General features: G+C 40.0%; 26 protein-coding genes and 1 tRNA gene. 9 read left to right on the forward strand and 18 right to left on the reverse strand.

Annotation, left to right across the window (positions count from 1 at the left end):
- Genes SU86_RS06920 through SU86_RS06945 form a run of 6 tightly spaced genes read right to left on the reverse strand, consistent with a single transcriptional unit; the run spans position 1 to position 3,355 of the window.
- The gene (locus SU86_RS06920) at positions 1-249 is read right to left on the reverse strand and encodes a KEOPS complex subunit Pcc1 (RefSeq protein ID WP_048188495.1); all 249 of its coding nucleotides are present in this window, start codon (positions 247-249) and stop codon (positions 1-3) included.
- The gene (locus SU86_RS06925) at positions 233-445 is read right to left on the reverse strand and encodes an eL43 family ribosomal protein (protein ID WP_048188497.1); all 213 of its coding nucleotides are present in this window, start codon (positions 443-445) and stop codon (positions 233-235) included. The genes SU86_RS06920 and SU86_RS06925 overlap by 17 nt, the downstream gene beginning before the upstream one ends.
- On the reverse strand, positions 446-1,255 hold the full coding sequence (rrp42, locus tag SU86_RS06930; RefSeq protein ID WP_048188498.1) for an exosome complex protein Rrp42: 810 nt from the start codon (positions 1,253-1,255) through the stop codon (positions 446-448).
- Complete coding sequence (gene rrp41 / locus SU86_RS06935) at positions 1,252-1,986, reverse strand: exosome complex exonuclease Rrp41 (protein WP_048188500.1); 735 nt, start codon at positions 1,984-1,986, stop codon at positions 1,252-1,254. Before rrp41 ends, rrp42 begins: the two co-directional genes overlap by 4 nt.
- Before the next feature lie 2 nt (positions 1,987-1,988).
- Complete coding sequence (rrp4, locus tag SU86_RS06940; RefSeq protein ID WP_048188502.1) at positions 1,989-2,669, reverse strand: exosome complex RNA-binding protein Rrp4; 681 nt, start codon at positions 2,667-2,669, stop codon at positions 1,989-1,991.
- On the reverse strand, positions 2,669-3,355 hold the full coding sequence (locus SU86_RS06945) for a ribosome assembly factor SBDS (RefSeq protein WP_048188504.1): 687 nt from the start codon (positions 3,353-3,355) through the stop codon (positions 2,669-2,671). Before SU86_RS06945 ends, rrp4 begins: the two co-directional genes overlap by 1 nt.
- Positions 3,356-3,447: 92 nt before the next feature.
- Between SU86_RS06945 and SU86_RS06950 the strand changes: the two genes are divergently transcribed.
- From SU86_RS06950 to SU86_RS06970, 5 genes are read left to right on the forward strand one after another with little or no spacing between them, the layout of a single operon-like run.
- A complete protein-coding gene (locus SU86_RS06950) occupies positions 3,448-4,086 on the forward strand; it encodes a DNA-directed RNA polymerase subunit D (protein ID WP_048188506.1) in 639 nt (212 codons plus the stop codon).
- Between the two features lie 38 nt (positions 4,087-4,124).
- A complete protein-coding gene (locus SU86_RS06955; RefSeq protein ID WP_082096188.1) occupies positions 4,125-4,472 on the forward strand; it encodes a 50S ribosomal protein L18e in 348 nt (115 codons plus the stop codon).
- Complete coding sequence (locus tag SU86_RS06960; protein WP_048188508.1) at positions 4,465-4,905, forward strand: 50S ribosomal protein L13; 441 nt, start codon at positions 4,465-4,467, stop codon at positions 4,903-4,905. Before SU86_RS06955 ends, SU86_RS06960 begins: the two co-directional genes overlap by 8 nt.
- Positions 4,902-5,348: a 30S ribosomal protein S9 gene (gene rpsI, locus SU86_RS06965; protein WP_052755601.1), complete on the forward strand. Its 447-nt coding sequence runs from the start codon at positions 4,902-4,904 to the stop codon at positions 5,346-5,348. The genes SU86_RS06960 and rpsI overlap by 4 nt, the downstream gene beginning before the upstream one ends.
- 1 nt (position 5,349) lies before the next feature.
- On the forward strand, positions 5,350-6,060 hold the full coding sequence (locus SU86_RS06970; RefSeq protein WP_048188512.1) for a nucleotidyltransferase family protein: 711 nt from the start codon (positions 5,350-5,352) through the stop codon (positions 6,058-6,060).
- Here SU86_RS06970 and leuD read toward each other — a convergent pair.
- Genes leuD through SU86_RS06990 form a run of 4 tightly spaced genes read right to left on the reverse strand, consistent with a single transcriptional unit; the run spans position 6,051 to position 9,815 of the window.
- Positions 6,051-6,620: a 3-isopropylmalate dehydratase small subunit gene (gene leuD, locus SU86_RS06975; protein ID WP_048188513.1), complete on the reverse strand. Its 570-nt coding sequence runs from the start codon at positions 6,618-6,620 to the stop codon at positions 6,051-6,053. The two genes, SU86_RS06970 and leuD, sit on opposite strands and share 10 nt — an antisense overlap.
- Position 6,621: 1 nt before the next feature.
- Positions 6,622-8,028 carry a 3-isopropylmalate dehydratase large subunit gene (leuC, locus tag SU86_RS06980; protein WP_048188514.1) on the reverse strand — a complete coding sequence of 469 codons (1,407 nt, stop codon included), beginning with the start codon at positions 8,026-8,028 and terminating at the stop codon, positions 6,622-6,624.
- A 35-nt stretch (positions 8,029-8,063) separates the two neighbouring features.
- On the reverse strand, positions 8,064-8,546 hold the full coding sequence (locus SU86_RS06985) for a LeuD/DmdB family oxidoreductase small subunit (RefSeq protein WP_048188515.1): 483 nt from the start codon (positions 8,544-8,546) through the stop codon (positions 8,064-8,066).
- Complete coding sequence (locus tag SU86_RS06990) at positions 8,547-9,815, reverse strand: 3-isopropylmalate dehydratase large subunit (protein ID WP_048189349.1); 1,269 nt, start codon at positions 9,813-9,815, stop codon at positions 8,547-8,549.
- A 33-nt stretch (positions 9,816-9,848) separates the two neighbouring features.
- Here SU86_RS06990 and SU86_RS06995 point away from each other — a divergent pair, with 33 nt between their 5' ends.
- Genes SU86_RS06995 through SU86_RS07005 form a run of 3 tightly spaced genes read left to right on the forward strand, consistent with a single transcriptional unit; the run spans position 9,849 to position 11,800 of the window.
- Positions 9,849-10,643, forward strand: a complete 795-nt coding sequence (locus SU86_RS06995; RefSeq protein ID WP_320408977.1) for a coenzyme F420-0:L-glutamate ligase — start codon at positions 9,849-9,851, stop codon at positions 10,641-10,643.
- A gap of 34 nt (positions 10,644-10,677) precedes the next feature.
- Entirely contained in the window at positions 10,678-11,229 is a 552-nt protein-coding gene (locus SU86_RS07000) for a hypothetical protein (protein WP_048188516.1), read from the forward strand.
- A 34-nt stretch (positions 11,230-11,263) separates the two neighbouring features.
- Complete coding sequence (locus tag SU86_RS07005) at positions 11,264-11,800, forward strand: hypothetical protein (RefSeq protein WP_048188517.1); 537 nt, start codon at positions 11,264-11,266, stop codon at positions 11,798-11,800.
- Here the strand turns inward: SU86_RS07005 and SU86_RS07010 are convergent.
- Genes SU86_RS07010 through SU86_RS09950 form a run of 4 tightly spaced genes read right to left on the reverse strand, consistent with a single transcriptional unit; the run spans position 11,793 to position 15,339 of the window.
- Entirely contained in the window at positions 11,793-12,227 is a 435-nt protein-coding gene (locus SU86_RS07010) for a hypothetical protein (RefSeq protein ID WP_048188518.1), read from the reverse strand. The genes SU86_RS07005 and SU86_RS07010 overlap by 8 nt on opposite strands.
- 59 nt (positions 12,228-12,286) lie before the next feature.
- The gene (locus SU86_RS07015) at positions 12,287-13,252 is read right to left on the reverse strand and encodes a 2-oxoacid:ferredoxin oxidoreductase subunit beta (protein ID WP_048188519.1); all 966 of its coding nucleotides are present in this window, start codon (positions 13,250-13,252) and stop codon (positions 12,287-12,289) included.
- Positions 13,242-15,152: a 2-oxoacid:ferredoxin oxidoreductase subunit alpha gene (locus tag SU86_RS07020; RefSeq protein WP_048188520.1), complete on the reverse strand. Its 1,911-nt coding sequence runs from the start codon at positions 15,150-15,152 to the stop codon at positions 13,242-13,244. The genes SU86_RS07015 and SU86_RS07020 overlap by 11 nt, the downstream gene beginning before the upstream one ends.
- Positions 15,153-15,198: 46 nt before the next feature.
- Complete coding sequence (locus tag SU86_RS09950) at positions 15,199-15,339, reverse strand: hypothetical protein (RefSeq protein WP_177318930.1); 141 nt, start codon at positions 15,337-15,339, stop codon at positions 15,199-15,201.
- Positions 15,340-15,396: 57 nt separating this feature from the next.
- Here SU86_RS09950 and SU86_RS07025 point away from each other — a divergent pair, with 57 nt between their 5' ends.
- Positions 15,397-16,356 (forward strand): 2-hydroxyacid dehydrogenase, encoded by a 960-nt coding sequence (locus tag SU86_RS07025; RefSeq protein WP_320408978.1) that lies wholly within the window; start codon positions 15,397-15,399, stop codon positions 16,354-16,356.
- A gap of 2 nt (positions 16,357-16,358) precedes the next feature.
- On the opposite strand, the gene SU86_RS07030 is transcribed toward SU86_RS07025, so the two are convergent.
- The 4 genes from SU86_RS07030 to SU86_RS07045 form a co-directional block, all read right to left on the reverse strand.
- A complete protein-coding gene (locus SU86_RS07030; protein WP_320408979.1) occupies positions 16,359-16,643 on the reverse strand; it encodes a hypothetical protein in 285 nt (94 codons plus the stop codon).
- Positions 16,644-16,690: 47 nt separating this feature from the next.
- Positions 16,691-17,968, reverse strand: coding sequence for an NAD(P)/FAD-dependent oxidoreductase (locus SU86_RS07035; RefSeq protein ID WP_236687680.1), 1,278 nt, complete (start codon positions 17,966-17,968; stop codon positions 16,691-16,693).
- Between the two features lie 44 nt (positions 17,969-18,012).
- A tRNA-Ser gene (locus SU86_RS07040) sits at positions 18,013-18,113 on the reverse strand.
- Between the two features lie 62 nt (positions 18,114-18,175).
- Positions 18,176-19,264: an inositol-3-phosphate synthase gene (locus tag SU86_RS07045; RefSeq protein ID WP_048188522.1), complete on the reverse strand. Its 1,089-nt coding sequence runs from the start codon at positions 19,262-19,264 to the stop codon at positions 18,176-18,178.
- Between the last annotated feature and the right edge of the window lie 13 nt (positions 19,265-19,277).

Below are 19,277 nucleotides of genomic sequence, written 5' to 3' on the forward strand. Positions count from 1 at the left end.
TTATAACCGTAGCGATTCGAGTGAGTCCGAGCTTGCTTGGATCAGTCGTAGTGTAGAGTTTAGGTTTGCACGTAAATGAGCCAGCTCGTCAGCATTGATTTGTATGTGGATCTGGTTTTTCTTCATGCTTATCTTTGTCTTGGTTGGATTTTCCGGATAAAATCTATTATCTGCACTTAGCGAGTCAAAAATTGCTTTTGTCTTTTCTTTGGTTTTGATGGATAATATGGCGCTAAGCGCTAAGGTCATATGCAGTTCCAGCAATTTTGTAGCCGCATTTCTTGCAAGCCCAAATTCCTACTGCCTCTCGTCCAAATTTCAGAGAGCCGCACTGGGTGCATTTTCTTTTTTCTTTTAGCAAGGCATGGACTGCAGAGAATTTTTTTCTGTGCTTGATGCCGTATTTTTGTCTAAGACCTTTTAGGGATCCGCCTTTTTTTAGCATTTAACTTCTACCTGCCTGTTTTAGCATGTCCCTTATTTTTGCTCCGGTTGAAATAGAGAGTTGAGCGCACTTGACTAGTTGCTCTGGAGTGAATCCATCGCTTCCGCCCTTTTGGACTGCGCAAATGTTTCCATCCGCATTTGTAGTTATGGTCATTCTGGCATCCATGCATTTCCATTCGTCTGCGTTTGGATCAACTAGGATTTTATCGCCAATTTTTCCCATTGTAACAGAAACCGGAACTGTAGTTATTGGTGGGTCGGATAGTACACCGTCTATTTTTGTGATTGTGCCGTCCTTGTATTCCCATTTTGGAATTTTACAGGACAGAATGCTTGCAACTGATGCATATGAGCATGCATCAAACAAATTGCCATCATAATCAGTCACAGAATTATCAACAAAGATTCCAACTACAGATTTGTCTTTTTCTAGGACAAGTTGTTTTAGATCGATCATCCCACTTTCTCTAATTCCCCTATCAACTACTCGTGCAAGCTCAATTACTTCTTCTCCTGGTGGTCCAGGCTCTGCGCTTGGGTCTGCCAGTGGTAAAATTTCTGCAGTACAGATGAATATTCCTCTATCACCCAAATCTGGAAACGGCTTGTCTGGCTGAATCTTTACACCACATACTACCTCAGTATCACCCAGTCGTACTCGTGCAGAACCCTCTGCCTTTGGTATGACTCCGGTGTCAACTGTTAGTGCTCGTGGCTCATCTAGTGCTCTGCCGTCGATTCGTTGTCCGTCTTTGAGCAATGCAAGAATCTTTTTCTTTTTTAGATCATCTAGTATTGGTGCAGTCATTCTTGTGTGTCTCCAAAGAATTTTTCCTGTAGTGCCTTCTTTTGTACCTCGTATACTAATTTGCAGCCCTCGATTGCAGTGTTAGCACATTTCTCATATTCCTGTGGTGTTAGAACGCCATCCAGCTGAATTAGTGTGACTTTGCCCAAGTTTGGCATGTATGCAACAGGCATGTCTGCCTGGCCTTCCTGGTCTTCTTCATTATTGATATCCAAAACTATAGTGTCTGCTACTTTTCCTGCGGCACACGCTGAAACCATGTCTCTCATTGGAATTCCAGCATCTGCCAATGCAACGGCTGCTGCATCAAGTGCTGCACATCTAGAACCACCATCAGCCTGTAGGATTTCTATAAAGACATCAACTACAGTCCTTGGAAAGCCCTCTAGCATTACTGCTGGTTCTAGTGCCTCTTTGATTACCTTGGAAATCTCTATTTCTCTTCTGGACGGTGCCGGATTTTTTCTCTCCCCTACAGAAAATGGCTGCATGTGGTATCTGCATCGCAAAATTCCACGATCTGTGTTTGCCAGGTGTTTTGGGTGAACGTCTCTTGGGCCAAATACGCCTGCCAAAATTTTGTTTTCTCCAAATTCAATGTATGCCGATCCGTTTGCGTTTTTTAGAACTCCGGCTTTAATCATAATTCTGCGAGGCTCGTCAATTTTTCTGCCGTCGCAACGAATTCCCTTATCATCTAATAGTACTATGTCTGTTTTTTTTACACCCATTATTATTCACTGTTTGATCCTAACATTTGTTGTATTTTTTCAGTCAAATTTGGAACGTGTGCTTGTTCCTCGACCATTTTGATTGCTTCTATGGCCTTTAATAATCCCTCTGGCTCGTCGCAGGACACTACGACAAAACCATTCTGTCCAATTGTAATGATTGCTTTTGTTGCACCTTCGATTGTTTGAATCATAGATCCACGCTTTCCAATCAGTCTTGGAACTTTGCTTGGTGAAATTTTTATCAGCTCACCATCTTCGATTTTTCCCAAATCCCTGTCAGATATTGTGATTAGCGGGTCACGTGATCTATCAGAGTTTGCAACTCGTGCTGCAATCAGATCCCCTGTCTTTAGTCGGGATGTGAGATCATCGACTTTGGGGTTAAAGTCGCGCCCAAAAACATCTGCTGCTGGCAAGATACCAGCATAACAAGAGTTGATGTTGAGTTCCCATGATAATGAGGTATGAGATTTTACTATACCAATAATGAAATCATCAATTCTTGGAATGTACATTCCAGTCAAAGGAATTACGCGAACGCCGCTATCAAATATTTCAGAAATGCCAACAGTTGTAGCTATGATTTTATCGCCAAAGAGGTGAACGTTTTCTTCTGCTCGATATGGGCCGGTTGTGATTACATCGCCAGGTATGACATATTTTCTTTTAATATCATCCATTACTTGACCATCTCCACGGTAGCTGAGCCCTTGGTTATAGAGCCTAGTCTGTCGATCACGCTTGCCCTTGCCCCCGCAGGTATTTCTAGTATTGCTTTAAGTGATCCATTATTTTGCCATTCTTCTTTTTTCAAAGTGCCAGTTGATTTGAGAACTGCATAAGATTGTGATGCATATTGGGCCGGAACTGTAATCTCTAGTAACATGTTTTCTGATTTTAATGGTATGATGCTTCGGAGTTTTTCAACAACATCTTTGCATTGCTCTTCCGTGTTTCGAAATGGATCAATCGATATGCGTGCTTGCTCTAGTGCCTGCTCTATTCTTAGCGGCGGATGCGGCAGGTGTGATCTTGGATCGACGTAGGTCTTTGCGATAAACTCAATTATCTGCTTTCTTTTTTCCGTGACCATCTTTCTTCTTTGATCAGTGGTAAGGTTTAGCTCGCCTTTTTTTAGAATCAGTTCAATTATTTCGTTAGTGTCTTGTGTTTTGAATGCCTTGAGTAGTTTTTCAGTGGATGCCCGAGTTCCCTTGTTGGAGTCAGTATAGACCTCATCGGACACCAAAACGGTAGAGACATCCTTTCTTTTGCCAAGCTTGTATTCCAAGGCAGGATCCGGCTTGACTAGAATCTCAAATTTCTCCCCGGCAACAGAGTGCCTAATTACGGTTACATCAGTCATGGGATAGGTATCAAATATCGGTATTTATCTCTGTCAAAATCACGCCCAGAGCCACGCTAGATTTTTATGTGGACTTGGAAAAATTTTTCTAATTGCCTTCTTTGGAGATAATTTCACAAGATAAAAATCGCATGTCAGTAAAACTAAAGGGCGTTGCATTACAATATGCAAATGCGCTAAGACGAATATGCCTAAACGGTGTTCCAGTCTTTGCCATCGACACTGTAGACATGATTGAAAACTCGTCTGTAATGTCAGATGAGGGCATCTCGCACAGATTGGGCCTAATTCCACTAAAGACAGACCTCAAACGATTCTCAGAGCCACACCTTTGCTCTTGCAAAAGCCAGGCAGGCTGCTCAAACTGTAGAGTTATGTTAGTTATTGATTCAGGCAATACAGAAACTACCCGTACTGTTACATCATCCGAGTTAAGCTCTGAGGACCAAACAGTAAAGTCAGTTTCAGATAAAATTCCAATTGTCCAGCTAGCCCCAGGCCAAAAGATAAAACTTGAGGCATATGCAAGACTTGGACGCGGATCAACACATGCCAAGTGGAACTCGGCAAATGTTGCTGTTCTGACCCACACCGACAAAGAAGGTGAATATGTCTTGACTGTAGAGACAACCGGTGCACTCAGCCCAGAGCAAATAATCACAGCAGGTGTTGATGAGCTTGCTCAAAGACTGGAAGAGTTTAAGGAAGTAATTACAGAGCTAAAAGCCTAATCATAACATTATATTTGGGTTCCAAAAGCGCAATATCTATGACCAATCAGCTAGTGCTAAGCATGATAAAGGAGCTAAAGGCAGCATCCACTAAGAACAAGGCTCCAATTTGGTCAAACCTTGCAGAGATGGCACTAAAGCCAAAGATTGCAAAAAGACTAGTCAACCTAACAAAACTTAGCACCGTGACTAAGGATAATGAAGTGGTAGTCATTCCAGGCAAGGTTTTAGGCACAGGCAACATTTCCCACAAACTCACATTATGCTCATTTTCTATTTCTACTGCAGCTGCCAAAAAGATCAAGGCAGCAGGCGGCAAAATAATCACATATTCTGATTTGATTTCTAAATTCCCAACAGGAAAAGGCGTGAGAATAATTGGATAAGCAACAATCAGTAATAGTTGATGGGACAAATCTTTTGGCAGGCAGACTAAGCTCAAATGTGGCAAAACTACTTCTCCAAGGAAACCGCGTCACTGTTGTAAATTGCGAAAAAATACTGATCAGTGGAAATAGAAGAAACATCATCCAAAACTACAAGGACTTTTTGTCAATTTCCAGTATCTTACACCCAGAGCACGGTCCATACCACCCACGCAGACCAGACACCATAATGTCCAGAATGATCCGTGGAATGCTTCCAAGAAAAAAACCATCAGGAGATGCAGCACTTAGAAGATTGCGCACATACATCGGCGTTCCAAGCGGACTAGGCTCATCAGAAAAGACTACTTTTGATAATGCAAAGATAACAAGACCACAATCCAACTACACCAGTATGTCAGATCTTGCACTAGAGGTAGGATGGTCACGATGACTCCAAAGACAGAGATCTATTTTGCAACAAGAAAGACATCAAAAGCACATGTCTACATCACAAAAGGCTCAGGCCGAGTTAGAATAAACAACACACCAGCAGAGATGATTGTTCAAGAGGTTGCACGTGAGGTAATTCTCAGCCCTCTAGAAATTGCAGGTGACTTACGAGCTAAGGTAGACATTTCAGTTCGTGTTAAAGGCGGCGGATTTATGGGTCAAGCATATGCAGCAGCAACTGCAATATCTCGAGCGCTAACAGGTTGGACAAAATCTAAAAAAGAGCCAAAAGAGCACCCATTTCCAAAGCAGACAAGAACAGATCTTAGAAAAAGAATAAACGACTTTGACAAACACCTCCTAAGTGGAGATGCCAGAAGAAAAGAGCCAAAGAAGTTCGGCGGACCTGGCGCAAGAAGAAGAAAGCAAAAGTCATACAGGTAGATTGAAAGCAGTAATCTTAGCAGGCGGTAAAGGAACGCGTGCTAAACCTTTTACTGATTATTTCCCAAAGGCAATGATTCCAGTAGATGGAAAACCACTGATTGCCTACACAATACAGCACCTGTTGTCGTTTGATTTTATTTCCGAGATCACAATAGTGTGTGACCTGAAAGGGTTTGGCGGTCAGATCAAAAACTATTTTGCAGAATCAAAAAAGATCAAGTTTGTCCAAGACTCATCCAGTGGTACTGCAGGTGATCTGATGCACCTAAAAATAGCAAAAAATGAGCCATTCTTTTTATGGTTTGCAGACAACCTATGTGCGTTGGATCTGAGAAAAATGCTCAAGCATTATACCAATAAAAACAGTTTAGCATGCATTGCAACAAGACAATTCCGAAAAGAAGAGACTGGCTTTGCTCAGGTTAAAGATGGGGTGGTAAGCCAGTTTATTGAAAAACCGCTCATAAAGATGGAAGACTGTGAATGTACTGGGATCTATGTTTTATCGGGTAAGATTTTAGATGTGATAAGATCAAAGGCAAAGAAAAACCTCAACTTATCATATGATATACTACAAGAACTATCAAAGAAAGATTTGGTCAGCTCATTTGACATAGGCAAAACCCCATGGGTAGATGTGGAATCTCCTGCGGTCCTTGAGAGAAAATCAGATTCAATAAAAAATATAATCAGTCAAATTCAAAAGTGACTTTTCTCATATTGTGAGATTTTGTCTTGGCGCCGTAGTGTGACTGCAATATCATCCAATCCCTCAAGCAATGTCTTTTTTCTTGATTCATCAATGTCAAATCGTATGGATTTGGAATCATGTTTAATGGTCTGAGTTGCAAGATCAACTGTAACGACATGATCAGTATTCATTAAATCAGACACCAAATCCTTTGGTAATGAGATCGGTAAAATTCCATTTTTGAAGCAATTATTATAGAAAATATCTGCAAACGAAGGTGCAATCACAACATCAAATCCATAGTCCTTTAGTGCCCAAGCAGCATGCTCACGGCTAGAACCGCACCCAAAGTTCTCACCACTCACCAAGATATGCGAGCCAGAAAATTTTGGATTATTTATGACAAAATCTCTTTTTGGATTACCGTTTTGATCAAAGCGCCAGTCATAGAACAAAAACTTGCCAAATCCAGTCCTTTGGACTAGTTTTAGGAACTGTTTTGGTACAATTTGATCAGTGTCAATGTTTGGCCTATCAAGTGGAGTTATGACACTAGAGACGGTGGTTATTTTGTCCATATCACATCCATTCCCTAACATCAACAAAGTGGCCTGCTATTGCAGCAGCTGATGCCATAACAGGACTAACCAAATGAGTTCTCCCACCAGAACCTTGTCTGCCTTCAAAGTTTCTATTTGAGGTACTGGCGCATCGCTCACCTCTTGATAGAATGTCAGGATTCATCCCAAGACACATGCTACATCCGGATTCACGCCACTCAAAGTTTGCATCCTTGAATATTTTATCAAGGCCCATTTCCTCTGCCTGTTTCTTTACCTGTTGAGATCCCGGAACCACCAGAACACTAACATTTGGAGATGCCTTTCGTCCATGAATTACACTTGCCGCCTCAATCAAATCTTGTAGTCTTGCATTTGTGCAAGAACCAATAAAGACACGATCTAATTTGATATCAGTGATTGGAGTACCTGATTTGAGATCCATGTATTCCAGTGCTTTTTTTGCAGCTATTTCTTGACTGGAATCGCCCTTGGCAAATTCTGCAGGGTTTGGGACAACATCAGTAACATCCACAGTCATTGCAGGATTTGTCCCCCAGCTTACCTGTGGAATGATTTGCGATGCATCAATTGAAAATGATCTATCAAATTTTGCACCATCATCTGTTTTGAGTGTCTTTTTCCACTCATCTACCAATTCGTCATAGTTTTTTGGAGTATATCGTTTGTTTTTTAGATAATCAAATGTTTTTTGGTCCGGCGCAACAAGGCCTGCTCGAGCACCGCCCTCAATAGACATGTTACATATGGTCATGCGCTCATCCATGGAGAGATCCGAGATTGCCTGCCCACGATATTCTAGTACGGTTCCATTGCCGCCAGCAGTACCGATTTTTTTAATTATAGACAGTATGATGTCCTTGGCGGTAATGGCATGATTGTTTTTTCTTTTCCCATCTACTCTAATCTCAAATGTCTTTGGCTTGTCTAAAACAAGGCATTGAGTTGCCAAGACATGCTCCACATCAGAGGTTCCAATTCCTAAGGCAAATGCCCCAAATGCGCCATGGGTTGAGGTGTGCGAGTCCCCACAAACAATTGTAGTTCCAGGCAATGTTATACCAAGCTCAGGTCCAATCACATGAACTATTCCTTGGTAGGGACTGTCCAGGCCAAATAGTTCAATTCCAAATTCCTTGCAGTTTTGTTCCAGTGTTTTGATCTGTGTTGCAGAAATTTGATCAATTATTGGTAAGGATCTATTAGTGGTCGGCACATTATGATCCATTGTGGCAAACGTAAGATCTGGCCGTCTCACCTTTCTTTTGTTGATTCGTAATCCATCAAATGCCTGAGGTGATGTCACCTCATGAATCATGTGTCTATCTACATAGAGTAGTGATCTGCCGTCAATCTCATCTACTTTGTGCGAGTCCCAAATCTTTTCGAATAACGTCTTTGCCATAGTATGATCAGATCAGTTAGGTATAAAATTGTAAATCAGTCAGGCTTGTACTTGAAGAGGCCGCCTGCGGCAATAATTTTTGATACAATTTCCGAGAATGGTTTCATGGAGTAGGTTTGGTTTTTTGTTAGGTTTTTGATTTCATTTTTTGATGTGTCCACTTGGATTTGATCACCATCCGAAATTTTACCATATGTTTGCTCATCTACCTCTATTGGTAGCAAAAATCCTCCATCCACAGCATTTCTATAGAAAATTCTGGCAAAGGAGACTGCAATCACTCCCTGTATTCCACACTGACTAAGAGCAATTGGTGCGTGTTCCCTTGATGAACCACAACCAAAGTTTCTTCCAGCAACCAAAAAATCTCCCTTTTGCACCTTGGAATGGAAATTAGGATCAATTCCCTCCATTGCATGTTTTGCTATCTCATCATAGTCATGTAGTTTGAGGTACTGGCCAGGTATGATGACATCAGTGTCAATGTTATCTTTTTCGTATTTGATTGCCTTTGCCATTTACAAATCACGTGGATCCGTAATTTTTCCAGTCACTGCAGATGCGGCTGCCACCATTGGTGATGCCAAGTATGTTTGAGATTCGACATGTCCCATTCTTCCTGGAAAGTTTCTGTTTGTGGTACTAATGCAGATTTCATCTTTTGCCAACACGCCCATGTGTGCACCACAGCAAGCACCACATGTTGGTGGGCCTACTGTGACTCCAGCATCCAAAAATATTTTGATCAATCCATTTTCCATTGCTCTTTTGTATATTGAGATAGCTGCAGGCAACACCTCGGTTCTGATTTTGACTTGACGACCTTTGAGAATCTTTGCAGCTGCCTCGAGGTCTTCATATTTTGCTCCAGTGCAAGAACCAATGTAGGATTTGTCAAGCTCAATTCCTGCAATATCTCTGACAACTGTGATGTTTTCAGGGGAATACGGTTTTGCAATTGTTGGCTCTAGCTCAGATGCCTCATATTCGTATGTTTTAGAATATTGTGCATCTTTATCACCATAAATTGGAGTATAGTTTGTAGCGCCTCGCTGTGCCAAATAGTCAAAGATCTTTTGGTCCGGCTCAATTATTCCATTTTTTGCGCCAGCCTCAGTAGTCATGTTGCACAATGTGAGTCGAGACTCTACTGACATTTCGGTTATTCCGGTTCCACCAAACTGCATCGCATAATATGCAGCACCCTCGGTGCCTATATCGCCAATTATCTTTAGAATTACATCCTTTGCCATGACATGATCTGGTAGCTTGCCGTTTAGCTTAAAGTATAATGTCTCTGGAATCTTGAACCATATTTTGCCGTTTAGCAAAACATATGCCACATCGGTATGGCCAAGGCCACAAGCAAAGGCACCCAACGCACCGGTGGTATTAGTATGAGAGTCACCACCAACATAGACCTCGCCTGGCAACACCATTGCCTCTTCATGGGATAGTGTATGACAGATTCCGTATTGTCCCATTCCATACTTGAAGTGTTTTTCAATTCCATATTGCTTTGTAAATTTGGTTAGCTTGACAATGTTTTCAGCAGAGATCTTTTCGGCAGACGGCACAAAGTGATCCTCTGCCACCCAAACCCTAGAGGAATTCCATAGTTTGTCTACTGATATGCCTTGTTTTTGGAGCTTTTCAAATACCTTGATCACTCCAGGTCCTGAGACATCATGAATCATCACCTTGTCCACATTTGCAAATATTATATCGTCTGGGGCGACACTAGATTTGCCAGAGGCACGTGCAAGAATCTTTTCAGTAATGTTCACAGCGAAAAGATCGCCCATTTCAGATTAAAAGCTTTGGAGAAGGATAAAAAATACGAAAACCGCAATCATACCATGACACTAGTGATTCCAATTAAAGTACAAAGAAAACACGCTAGTTTTGATTTGTATGAAGATTTGATAGAATCTACAAAAGATCACACCATACAGACAGGCGATATCATAGTAATATCAAGCAAATATGTCGCAAATTCTGAAGGGCGCCTGCTTGATCTAAGCAAAACAAAACCATCGTATGACGCAATACAATTATCAAAAAAATACCAACTAGACACAAAATTTGCTGAAATAATTCTGCGCGAATCTGATGAAACATTTGGTGGAGTGACTGGATTTGTACTCACGTCATCAGATAAAATTCTGGCTCCAAATGCTGGAATTGATAAATCAAATGTGAAAAAGGGCACCGCCATATTGTATCCAGATTTACCATACAAAATTGCAGAGAATCTGAGAAAAAAGATCTTTTTGAATCTAGGGATTCATGTTGGTATAATACTAGTCGACAGCAGATTAATGCCTGCAAGGGCCGGAACCACAGGTGTTGCAATAGCAGTGTCAGGGTTTGAGCCAGTCCAAGACACCAGGGGACAAAAGGATTTGGATGGAAATCCACTTCGAGTCACAATGAAGGCAGTTGCGGATAATTTGGCAACAATGGCAAATCACAAAATGGGAGAAGGTGCCGAATCGACTCCAATCATTTTGATAAAAGACTCTGGTGCAAAGATCACTACACGAAAGATAATGACAGATGAGATGGCAATAGCATCGGATCTTTGTGTATACATGCGCGGTTTTGGCAACTAGTTAATTTAAATAAAACAAACCAAACATTGCACCATTGCAGTATCTGACCAAATATCCAAAGACCATATTCTTTGATGGTGGAAAAAAACACTCTATACATATTGATGCCAAGGGTGTAGAGCAGCTCACAGTGATTGTGAAAAAAAGCGCAGACGAATTGTACAATATTTTGATCAGAGAAGGATTTACCAAGGTAAAATTTGAGCACAAACAAGAATCTCAGATAGGTGATGGCTTGTCATTGAAACTCAAAAAACCATGGGAGATGCATTTACGATTATTCGATAGGAAAAATGGCGAGGTTGGAATAGAGGCCGAAGTAGAGGTATCACGTGATTATTTGCAGCATTTGTTTTGCCAGAGAACACCTGTGATATATGAAATCGAAACACTGCTCAAAAAGCACCAAATTGAATACAAAGTCTGGCACAACAAGATAAAAAACCAGATTCACACTGTTTTTGATAATTACAAGATATTACTAACCACTCCTAGCATTCCGGTTTTTGCATGGAAGCCAATGATTTTCTTTATTGGTACTGTAGGTGTATTCTATTTGTGGAAATATTTGGATACAATATTTTAGAACGCTTAATTAGAATTTTACACTACATCAAACAATGAGTGAAGATTTTCTTTGTGCTGATCTCAACCATTATGGAGTGTCTCCATGGGAAATTGAGGTCATTTACGGCTTGCTTGCAGAGCGATTCAAAATACAGCAAAACGAGATTGCAGAACAAGACCCAAATTTTGTTAGTGTCATAGAGTTATCAATCCCATTATCATTTAATGAAGAGTTTTTCAAGTGGTTTGAATATCATCGATGGGACAAAATAAAATACATTTTCAAAGAGATGAAGCGGAGACGCGGCAAAAAAAACTCGCTAAAAATTGATATCAATTTTTCTGGAATACCGAAAATAGGATTTTCTTTGGATGTCGAGGAAAAGGACGGATTTGATAATGCACTTGAGAAGCTCGATTTTGTAATAGAACTGTTATCATTTCATCTTAATTTTGAGAATGTGGAAGACGTATCCAAAGTCATTTACAAATTTGATACCGAAACAAGAAAATGGAAGATGCACACATTATTTGCAAATAACAAAAGATTTGTTCTAGTAAATAATGTCTGGAAGATAACACCTATTTGATGTCTTTTTCTAATGGTTCCAAAAGTGAATGTAATTCTTTGTATTTAGAGTCCAAGAAATCCAACGATTCAAGTAGTTTTTTTGATTTTCCATACTTGAATCGGATCAATTCTCGATGGTGCCAATAATTTTTTCCATCACTTAATGATAGTGTTGTAAAATAATCAGGTCCCTTTACAGAGTCTGGGATTTTGATATTATATGGAAATAGAAATTCTGCAATGAACCATTCATCGCCATCAGGATAATCAGCACCGGTTTCAATATCAAAAAATATGTGAAGCAGACTAGATTGCATCAGCCCATCATCAGATATGGTAGGGTGTTTGATGTTTGATTTACTAAAATCAAGATTCAGCAGACTCTGCTCAAAATAACCTTTGATTATGGATTTTCGAAATATCTTGTTTGCTTCAGTCAGATTCAATTATAGAATAACCTCACACACTACCTGCTAATATCCATTTTACAAATATTATCAATGTTTTAAACCGATAGTGAATCTAAAATTCTTGAAAGATCAGTCACAGGTTTGCCGTTTGCAGATATGGTTTGTAAGGCAGGCGGATTTTCCAGATAGTTTGGGATCTTGTCTGTGATTCTTCGCTCATATTGACTTATTATTTCATTTTTGTAAAATACACCTATTGGAATTTTTGTCCCCCATTCTAGGGATTTTATCAGAGCTTGTGTGAGCTTTTCATTTAGCTCTGTTTCAGCATCATAATGTACTAACGGATCATAACCAGATTCCTCAAGCTTGTATATTCTGGGCTTTGCCATGTTTGTTACCTCATCAAATTCATTTTGTCCAGAATACCAATCTCGTGTGTTAATGTCATTATATGTAGGGCATGGTTGCAATACATCAATAAATGCTAGTCCCTTGTGTCTGACCGCAGCAGTTATCGTATCCTTGAGATGTCTGACATCATATGCATAGCTTCGTGCAACAAAGGTAAATCCACTCGCAAGTGCAAGCCCAATAGGATTAACACTGTTATTGGTGTTTGGGGATGGGAGTGACTTTGTTTTTTCTCCTAGTTTCAGAGTTGGTGATGCTTGTCCTTTTGTCAAACCATAAACACCATTATTGAATATTAGATAGGTCATATCCAAGTTTCTTCGTCCGGCTGCAACAAAGTGTCCCGCACCAATTCCTAGTCCATCCCCATCACCACCAACAGCAATAACTGTCATGTCAGGATTTGCTAGTTTTGCCCCTTGTGCAAATGTCAACACTCTACCATGCAACGTATGAATACCATTCACATTGATGAAGTGTGATGTTTTTCCAGAACATCCGATTCCAGAAAATATCGTAGCTTTGTGTCTAGGAATCTGCATCTCTGCTAAAGACATTTGAATTGCATTGACAATTCCAAAATCTCCACATCCAGCGCACCAATCATTGTGCACTTGGGTTTTGTAGTCACCTAACTTAAGATCCATGTGTTAGTACCTGCCTTTTTTGTGCTTTATCTTCAATAATATTTTTGAGTGAATCATAAATTTCTGTGCTAGTCATTGAGCGTCCAGTGTATTTGAGTATGTAGAAATCTGGGCCTCGCTCAAGATTCTGTTTTAATAATTCTCCAAGCTGACCGGTATGATTTGCTTCAACATCAATTATTGTTTTTACATCCTTGAGTAAAAACTCAACACAGTCTTTTGGGAATGGATGTAACAGTTTTAGCTGAATGAATCCGACATTGATGTTTTCTTTTTTTAGCATCTCTAATGCATCTAGTATTGGTCCTTTTGGTGAACCCCAGCTAACGATGCAGATCTCCGACTTGCCATATGATATTGCTTGTTCATCATCTGGAATTGTTTTTAAGATGTACGGAAGCTTCCCTAGTCGTTTATCCATCATTTTTATTCGAAGTTCTGGATCTTCTGTGATGTGTCCAGTTTCATCACTCTCATCACCTGTGCTCCAAAAAACTCCATTTTCAAGCCCTAATTTTGATCTAGGAGATATATTATCAGAAGTAAGTGCAAATCTTTTGTAATTCCCATCTACTTTATCAAGCAATTTTCCGCGATTAATAGTGATTTTCTCAGCATCAAACCGATTGCATGTTACAACAGAACTGCCGAGGAATTTATCCATCAAGTGTATTACAGGTAGCTGGTACACGTCGGCATAATTAAAACAACGGCCAGTATCATAGAAGCTTTCCTCAACATCACCAGATGCATAAACAATTCGTGGAAATTCTCCATGTCCAGCATAGATTGTAGACAACAAATCATCCTGTCCATGTCGAGTAGGAAGTCCAGTGGAGGGTCCACTTCTTTGATATGTTGTAATTACAATTGGCACCTCATTAATTCCAGCCCAGCCCAATGCCTCTGCCATCAGAGAAAAGCCTGGTCCTGAAGTACAAGTGGCAGAACGTGTTCCAGTTAACGCTCCTCCTATTGTCATACCAATTGCCGCTATTTCATCTTCGGTTTGTACTACCAATGTTGATCCAGGGCGATTTTCTTTGACATCAACTAATTCATTGGATTCTAAAAATACACTTTCATCAGACGCAGGTGTAATCGGATAATACGGTTGAAATCTGCAGCCGCACGCCATTTTACCCAATGCGGTTCCATGATATCCTTGAACCATAATCATGTTTTGTCGTTTGTTTGTTGGCTTTAGTGCATATGCAAAATCCGAAAACTTTGCAGATGCGTAATTATACGCATATGTTGCTGCTTTTTTATTCAATTCTGCAATTGCTTGCTTTTTTGAGAATATTGTATCAATTGAATCAAGCAAAGTTTGAGGCGGCATTTTGAGAACACCCAAAGAGAACGATACGCCGAGTACATTATACATTCGGACCATTCCTTTGATCTTTGGATTATTGATTTCATCGGCCATGTTTGATAGGACGGTTTTGAATGATATTGGGTATAGTCTTACGCCATTTTCTTTTGCGATGTCCAAAACACCTTGAACGGTTGCAGGTTTTTTCTTTAATGTGAGGCGTGTAGTTAATCTCGCCCGATATTGATTATCAATTGTATGTGTTTCATCCAAGGTTTTTTCTGAAATGTCAGAGTCGTAAACTATCGCTCCATCTTTCATTATTTCATCATAGTGTCGAAAGATGGTCTCTGCATCAAACGCCATCATAATTGTCACATCATTTACATTTGAGCGAATTATTTTATCAGAGATTCTGACTGTGAAATAGCTGTGATCTCCTTTGATATTAGAATGAAACTCTCTTTTCCCAAAAACTTGATAGCCCATAGCAGCACATGTTCGAGAAAATATGTTAGCAGCTGACTCTATTCCGCTTCCTTGCGGCCCACCGATTAGCCAGCTAACATCAGTCAAAGACATGAAGAAACTAATAATTTTTGATTAATTAAGAATGTGGTTGAATTTCTTAACCACCCGTAGCAGCTTCAAAGAGTGCGCACTCGCATTTATCGCGCTCACCGCAATAAGGACATACACAAATGCATTTTTCAATTGCATTTCCACACTCTATGCACAATGCAAACTCTTCTTCGGTATTATCTACCAAGTTACCATACCAAGCACGACAAATCTTATAAAGATTTGATAAAATGCTGCTATGTTCATGAAACAGATTCTTCTTACCCGCAAGCTGCACAAATTTGCAATGAATCAATTACAAAAAAAATACGAACTAACAATTCATACTGGAATAATTCCAATGCCAAAAAAACTATTGCTTCAGAAAATAAAAAATGCGGATGGGTTGATCTGCTTTCCATACGATATCATAGATAGAGAGATAATAGAAAGTGCAAAAAATCTTGCAGTAATTAGCACGTATAGTGTAGGATATGATCATATTGATGTGAGTGCTGCCAAAAAAAGAAACATCAGGATCGGTTACACCCCAAATGTTCTAACAAATGCAACAGCAGATCTCACCATTGGTTTGATGTTGGATTTGATGCGCAGAATAACGGAAGGCGACAGACTAGTTCGTGCAGGATCTTGGGGGGAGATCTTTGGGCCGCATGATTATACCGGGATTGACTTGGAAGGAAAGACACTTGGCATTCTTGGAATTGGACGAATTGGACAAGCGGTTGCAAAAAGAGCACAAGTATTTGGTTTGAATATAATATATCACAGCAGAACCAGACTGACAAAAAACCAAGAAAGTAAACTAGGAACAAGATTTGCTAGTTTTTCAGATTTGATTCGAAGCAGTGACATACTAACAATCCACATACCTTACAAAAAAGAGACTCATCATCTGATAGATTTACAGATTTTGAAAAAAATGAAAAAGAGTTCATTTTTGATCAACACATCTCGTGGAAAGATAATTAATGAAAAAGATCTGATACAGGCACTAAAAGCAAAAACAATTTCTGGCGCGGCATTGGATGTGTTTGAAAAAGAACCGATTGGGAAAAACCACGAATTAACAAAAATGGAAAACGTGGTTTTAGCGCCACATATCGGAAGCTCATCTGCAGAGACACGCCACAAAATGGCTCAAATAACCATACAGAATCTGATTTTGGGCCTACAGGGAAGAAAAATGGTCTATTCAGTGTGAGATTATAGTAAATCGCGAACTGATTTTAATTGAATCAGATCATCAGGATCGGATTTGATGCAATCAGTGCCGATCGGTTTTAGTTGCTCAAATTTTATCTGTCCTTGTGGAATTGATCCTGTTTTTTGCAGATCATTTAGTTTTTGGTGAATTGTTTCTCTGTGCTTGTTGCATGTAACACCAACCATGTATTCACCATCAGTGGATGATACCGATATTACAAATTCGGGGGGATTAACACATTGATTTCCTTGCTCTTTTATGGAGCACCTATCTGGAAGCAACATATTTTATTTTTGTAAATTCTATGTAAACCTATTTGATGTGATATGACCTAAAGCGAGTCGATGATTTTTGCAAAATTCCAAGAATCTGGTTTGGCACTTTTGCTCTGTGATATCACACCACTATCAAACAATTGCTGAGCCAAAAATGCGGAATATGCTGGGGCACCAGTTGCTCCAGGTGAATTATAGTTAATGATATGTAGGGAATGATCAGACTGTACCTCTAGTGTTTCTGCCAAGAATTCTCCTTTCTTTGTTATTATTGGAGTACGAATTCCTGCGGTGCCTCTAGTGGTAAAATATGACGGTTTTATTTTTGGGATGAATTCCTTTACTCGATTTATCATGTTGTTCTTTGAGATGGAGCTTTTCCATTCCTTTGATATCAGTGATAAGAATTCTGAATTGAGTAATAGTTTCTTTGAGCTGCCAGAGAAAAGCTCGGCGATCTTTGTTAGTGATTGCGATATGCTCAATCCCGAATATGCTTCCGGATCAGATACTGGTACAGCATTTGGCCCAATCTCGGTGCGGCCATCGGATCGCTTTATCCAGTGAGGATCCAAAAACGGGAATTTTGGAAACTTGGCAACAGTATAGATGTTTGTGCTCACAAGACTTGCATGAGGTTCATTGATTTGCCAATATTCGCCACGAAAATGCAAGCTGGAATATTCTTTTGCCAGTCCGAGCTTTTTTGCAATGTTTAATGAGTGTCCACCGGCACAATTTATCAAATAATCGAACTCTAGGCTTTGGCCATTTGATAGAGTCATGGTCTGGTTTTGGATTTTTTCTATTTTGGATGAGAACAAAAACCGGGTTCCATTTTTTTGTGATTCTTGGAATAATTGTTCGGTTAGTATCCCATAATCAGTTGATGCATCTTTTTTGCAGAATAATCCAGAGTGACACCTTACGTTTGGTTCTCTTTGTTTGATTTGTCCAGAATCTAATAACTCCAGATCATTATCATCCAGTCCGTTTTGATGTCCCCATTTGAGATATTTTTCCAATGTGTGGTGTTGGGACTCATCCAGTGCTAACTCAATTGTTCCAGTATCCTTCCATGATATGTGATGCTTTTTTGCATAATCCCACCACAAATCATAGGATAGCAAGGCTGCTTTGGCGATTTTTTTCTTTTTTTGCGGATCCAAATAAAATGGCGAGTGGATAACCCCTGTGTTTCTGCTGCTGGCATGCGCTGCCACATGATTTTCCTTTTCAATTACACATACAGTGTGGTTAGTAAGAGCAGAAATCCAATAAGAAAGGCTTGTTCCTAGAATCCCCCCTCCAATTATTGCAACATCAAACTTCAATACAAAAATCACATCATACAATCATTAATTGATTATGAAAAAGGCGCCGGGAGAGAGATTTGAACTCTCGAACCCTTGCGAGTACGCGCTTTATGGTTTTGTGTAATTTCCAGGCGCGCGCCCTACCAGGCTAGGCGACCCCGGCACTAGTCTTTACGACAAAAACTCTAGCAAATCATTCATTATATAATAGGTGATTTTGGAAAATTATCCTTTGATGAAATCCTCAAGGGCTGTTTTTGCCTGAGGATCACTCATTTGTCTTGGCGGATGCTTCATCAAATATGCGCATGCCGGAATGACTGGTCCGCCCATCTTTCTCTCCAGAGCTATTTTTGCTAGTCTTGTTGCATCAATTACTATGCCTGCAGAGTTTGCCTTGTCATCGACTTCCAGTCTTACTTCCATGTTGTATGGGATGTTTGCCCACTGTCGTCCTTCAATTCTCATGAACATGAGTTTTGTATTTCCTAGGAATGGAATGAAATCAGATGGTCCAACATAGATTTGATCGTCTGCTAATCTTTGTGATAATTGTGATTGTACGCTTTCGGTCTTTGAGATTCTCTTGCTTACTAGGCGCTCTTGCTCTTTCATGTTCAAAAAGTCAGTATTGCCGCCAACATTGATTTGGTATGTTTTTTCTATCTTGGTTCCTCTATCGTCGCATAGTTTTGCCAGGGTTCTGTGAACGATCGTAGCTCCGACCTGGCCCTTGATGTCATCGCCAATAACTGGAATTTTCTTTGCTGCAAACTTTGCACCCCATTTTTTATCAGATGCAATAAACGATGGAATACAGTTTACAAAAGCGGTATTTGTATCAAGACAAACCTGTGCCCAAAACTGGGTTGCCTTTTCCGATCCCACCGGTAAATATGATACAATGATTTCAGCACCAGTTCGCTCTATTGTCTTTTTGATTTCCTTGGTTAATTGTTCTGTTGATTTTTTAGACTTTAGCGGCTTGACTCTGTTTTCAACCCAGATTCCAACGCCGTCCAGTGCTGGACTCTCATAGACTTCGGCCTTGGTCTTTGGCATTTTGTTTTTTGGGACCCAGTTGACCATGTTTGGGTATTCGTAAATTGCCTCATTGATCGTCTTGCCTACCTTATTGTTTCCAACATCAAAGCCTGCTACAAAATCTAGATCATGAATTGTATACTTGGCAATTTTTTCGTGCATTATGCCGATTACTTTTTGTTTTGGGTTTTGTCTATAGTATTCGATTCCTTGGATCAATCCAGAAAAACAGTTGCCTATTCCTACTAGCCCTACCTTTACTTTTGCCAAGCCTAGGATTGGT

This window comes from Candidatus Nitrosotenuis cloacae (genome assembly GCF_000955905.1).
Lineage (GTDB): Archaea > Thermoproteota > Nitrososphaeria > Nitrososphaerales > Nitrosopumilaceae > Nitrosotenuis > Nitrosotenuis cloacae.

What these genes read in the sequence shown, in the direction of transcription:
- rrp41 (WP_048188500.1), bottom strand. Translation starts at nt 1,986, where the DNA reads ATGGGTGTAAAAAAAACAGACATAGTACTATTAGATGATAAGGGAATT.
- SU86_RS06985 (WP_048188515.1), bottom strand. Translation starts at nt 8,546, where the DNA reads ATGGCAAAGGCAATCAAATACGAAAAAGATAACATTGACACTGATGTC.
- leuD (WP_048188513.1), bottom strand. Translation starts at nt 6,620, where the DNA reads ATGGACAAAATAACCACCGTCTCTAGTGTCATAACTCCACTTGATAGG.
- SU86_RS06945 (WP_048188504.1), bottom strand. Translation starts at nt 3,355, where the DNA reads ATGACTGATGTAACCGTAATTAGGCACTCTGTTGCCGGGGAGAAATTT.
- SU86_RS07020 (WP_048188520.1), bottom strand. Translation starts at nt 15,152, where the DNA reads ATGTCTTTGACTGATGTTAGCTGGCTAATCGGTGGGCCGCAAGGAAGC.
- SU86_RS07025 (WP_320408978.1), top strand. Translation starts at nt 15,397, where the DNA reads ATGAAACAGATTCTTCTTACCCGCAAGCTGCACAAATTTGCAATGAAT.
- rpsI (WP_052755601.1), top strand. Translation starts at nt 4,902, where the DNA reads ATGACTCCAAAGACAGAGATCTATTTTGCAACAAGAAAGACATCAAAA.
- rrp4 (WP_048188502.1), bottom strand. Translation starts at nt 2,669, where the DNA reads ATGGATGATATTAAAAGAAAATATGTCATACCTGGCGATGTAATCACA.
- SU86_RS06920 (WP_048188495.1), bottom strand. Translation starts at nt 249, where the DNA reads ATGACCTTAGCGCTTAGCGCCATATTATCCATCAAAACCAAAGAAAAG.
- SU86_RS06955 (WP_082096188.1), top strand. Translation starts at nt 4,125, where the DNA reads ATGACCAATCAGCTAGTGCTAAGCATGATAAAGGAGCTAAAGGCAGCA.
- leuC (WP_048188514.1), bottom strand. Translation starts at nt 8,028, where the DNA reads ATGGCAAAGACGTTATTCGAAAAGATTTGGGACTCGCACAAAGTAGAT.
- SU86_RS07030 (WP_320408979.1), bottom strand. Translation starts at nt 16,643, where the DNA reads ATGTTGCTTCCAGATAGGTGCTCCATAAAAGAGCAAGGAAATCAATGT.
- rrp42 (WP_048188498.1), bottom strand. Translation starts at nt 1,255, where the DNA reads ATGACTGCACCAATACTAGATGATCTAAAAAAGAAAAAGATTCTTGCA.
- SU86_RS06925 (WP_048188497.1), bottom strand. Translation starts at nt 445, where the DNA reads ATGCTAAAAAAAGGCGGATCCCTAAAAGGTCTTAGACAAAAATACGGC.
- SU86_RS07005 (WP_048188517.1), top strand. Translation starts at nt 11,264, where the DNA reads ATGAGTGAAGATTTTCTTTGTGCTGATCTCAACCATTATGGAGTGTCT.
- SU86_RS07015 (WP_048188519.1), bottom strand. Translation starts at nt 13,252, where the DNA reads ATGGATCTTAAGTTAGGTGACTACAAAACCCAAGTGCACAATGATTGG.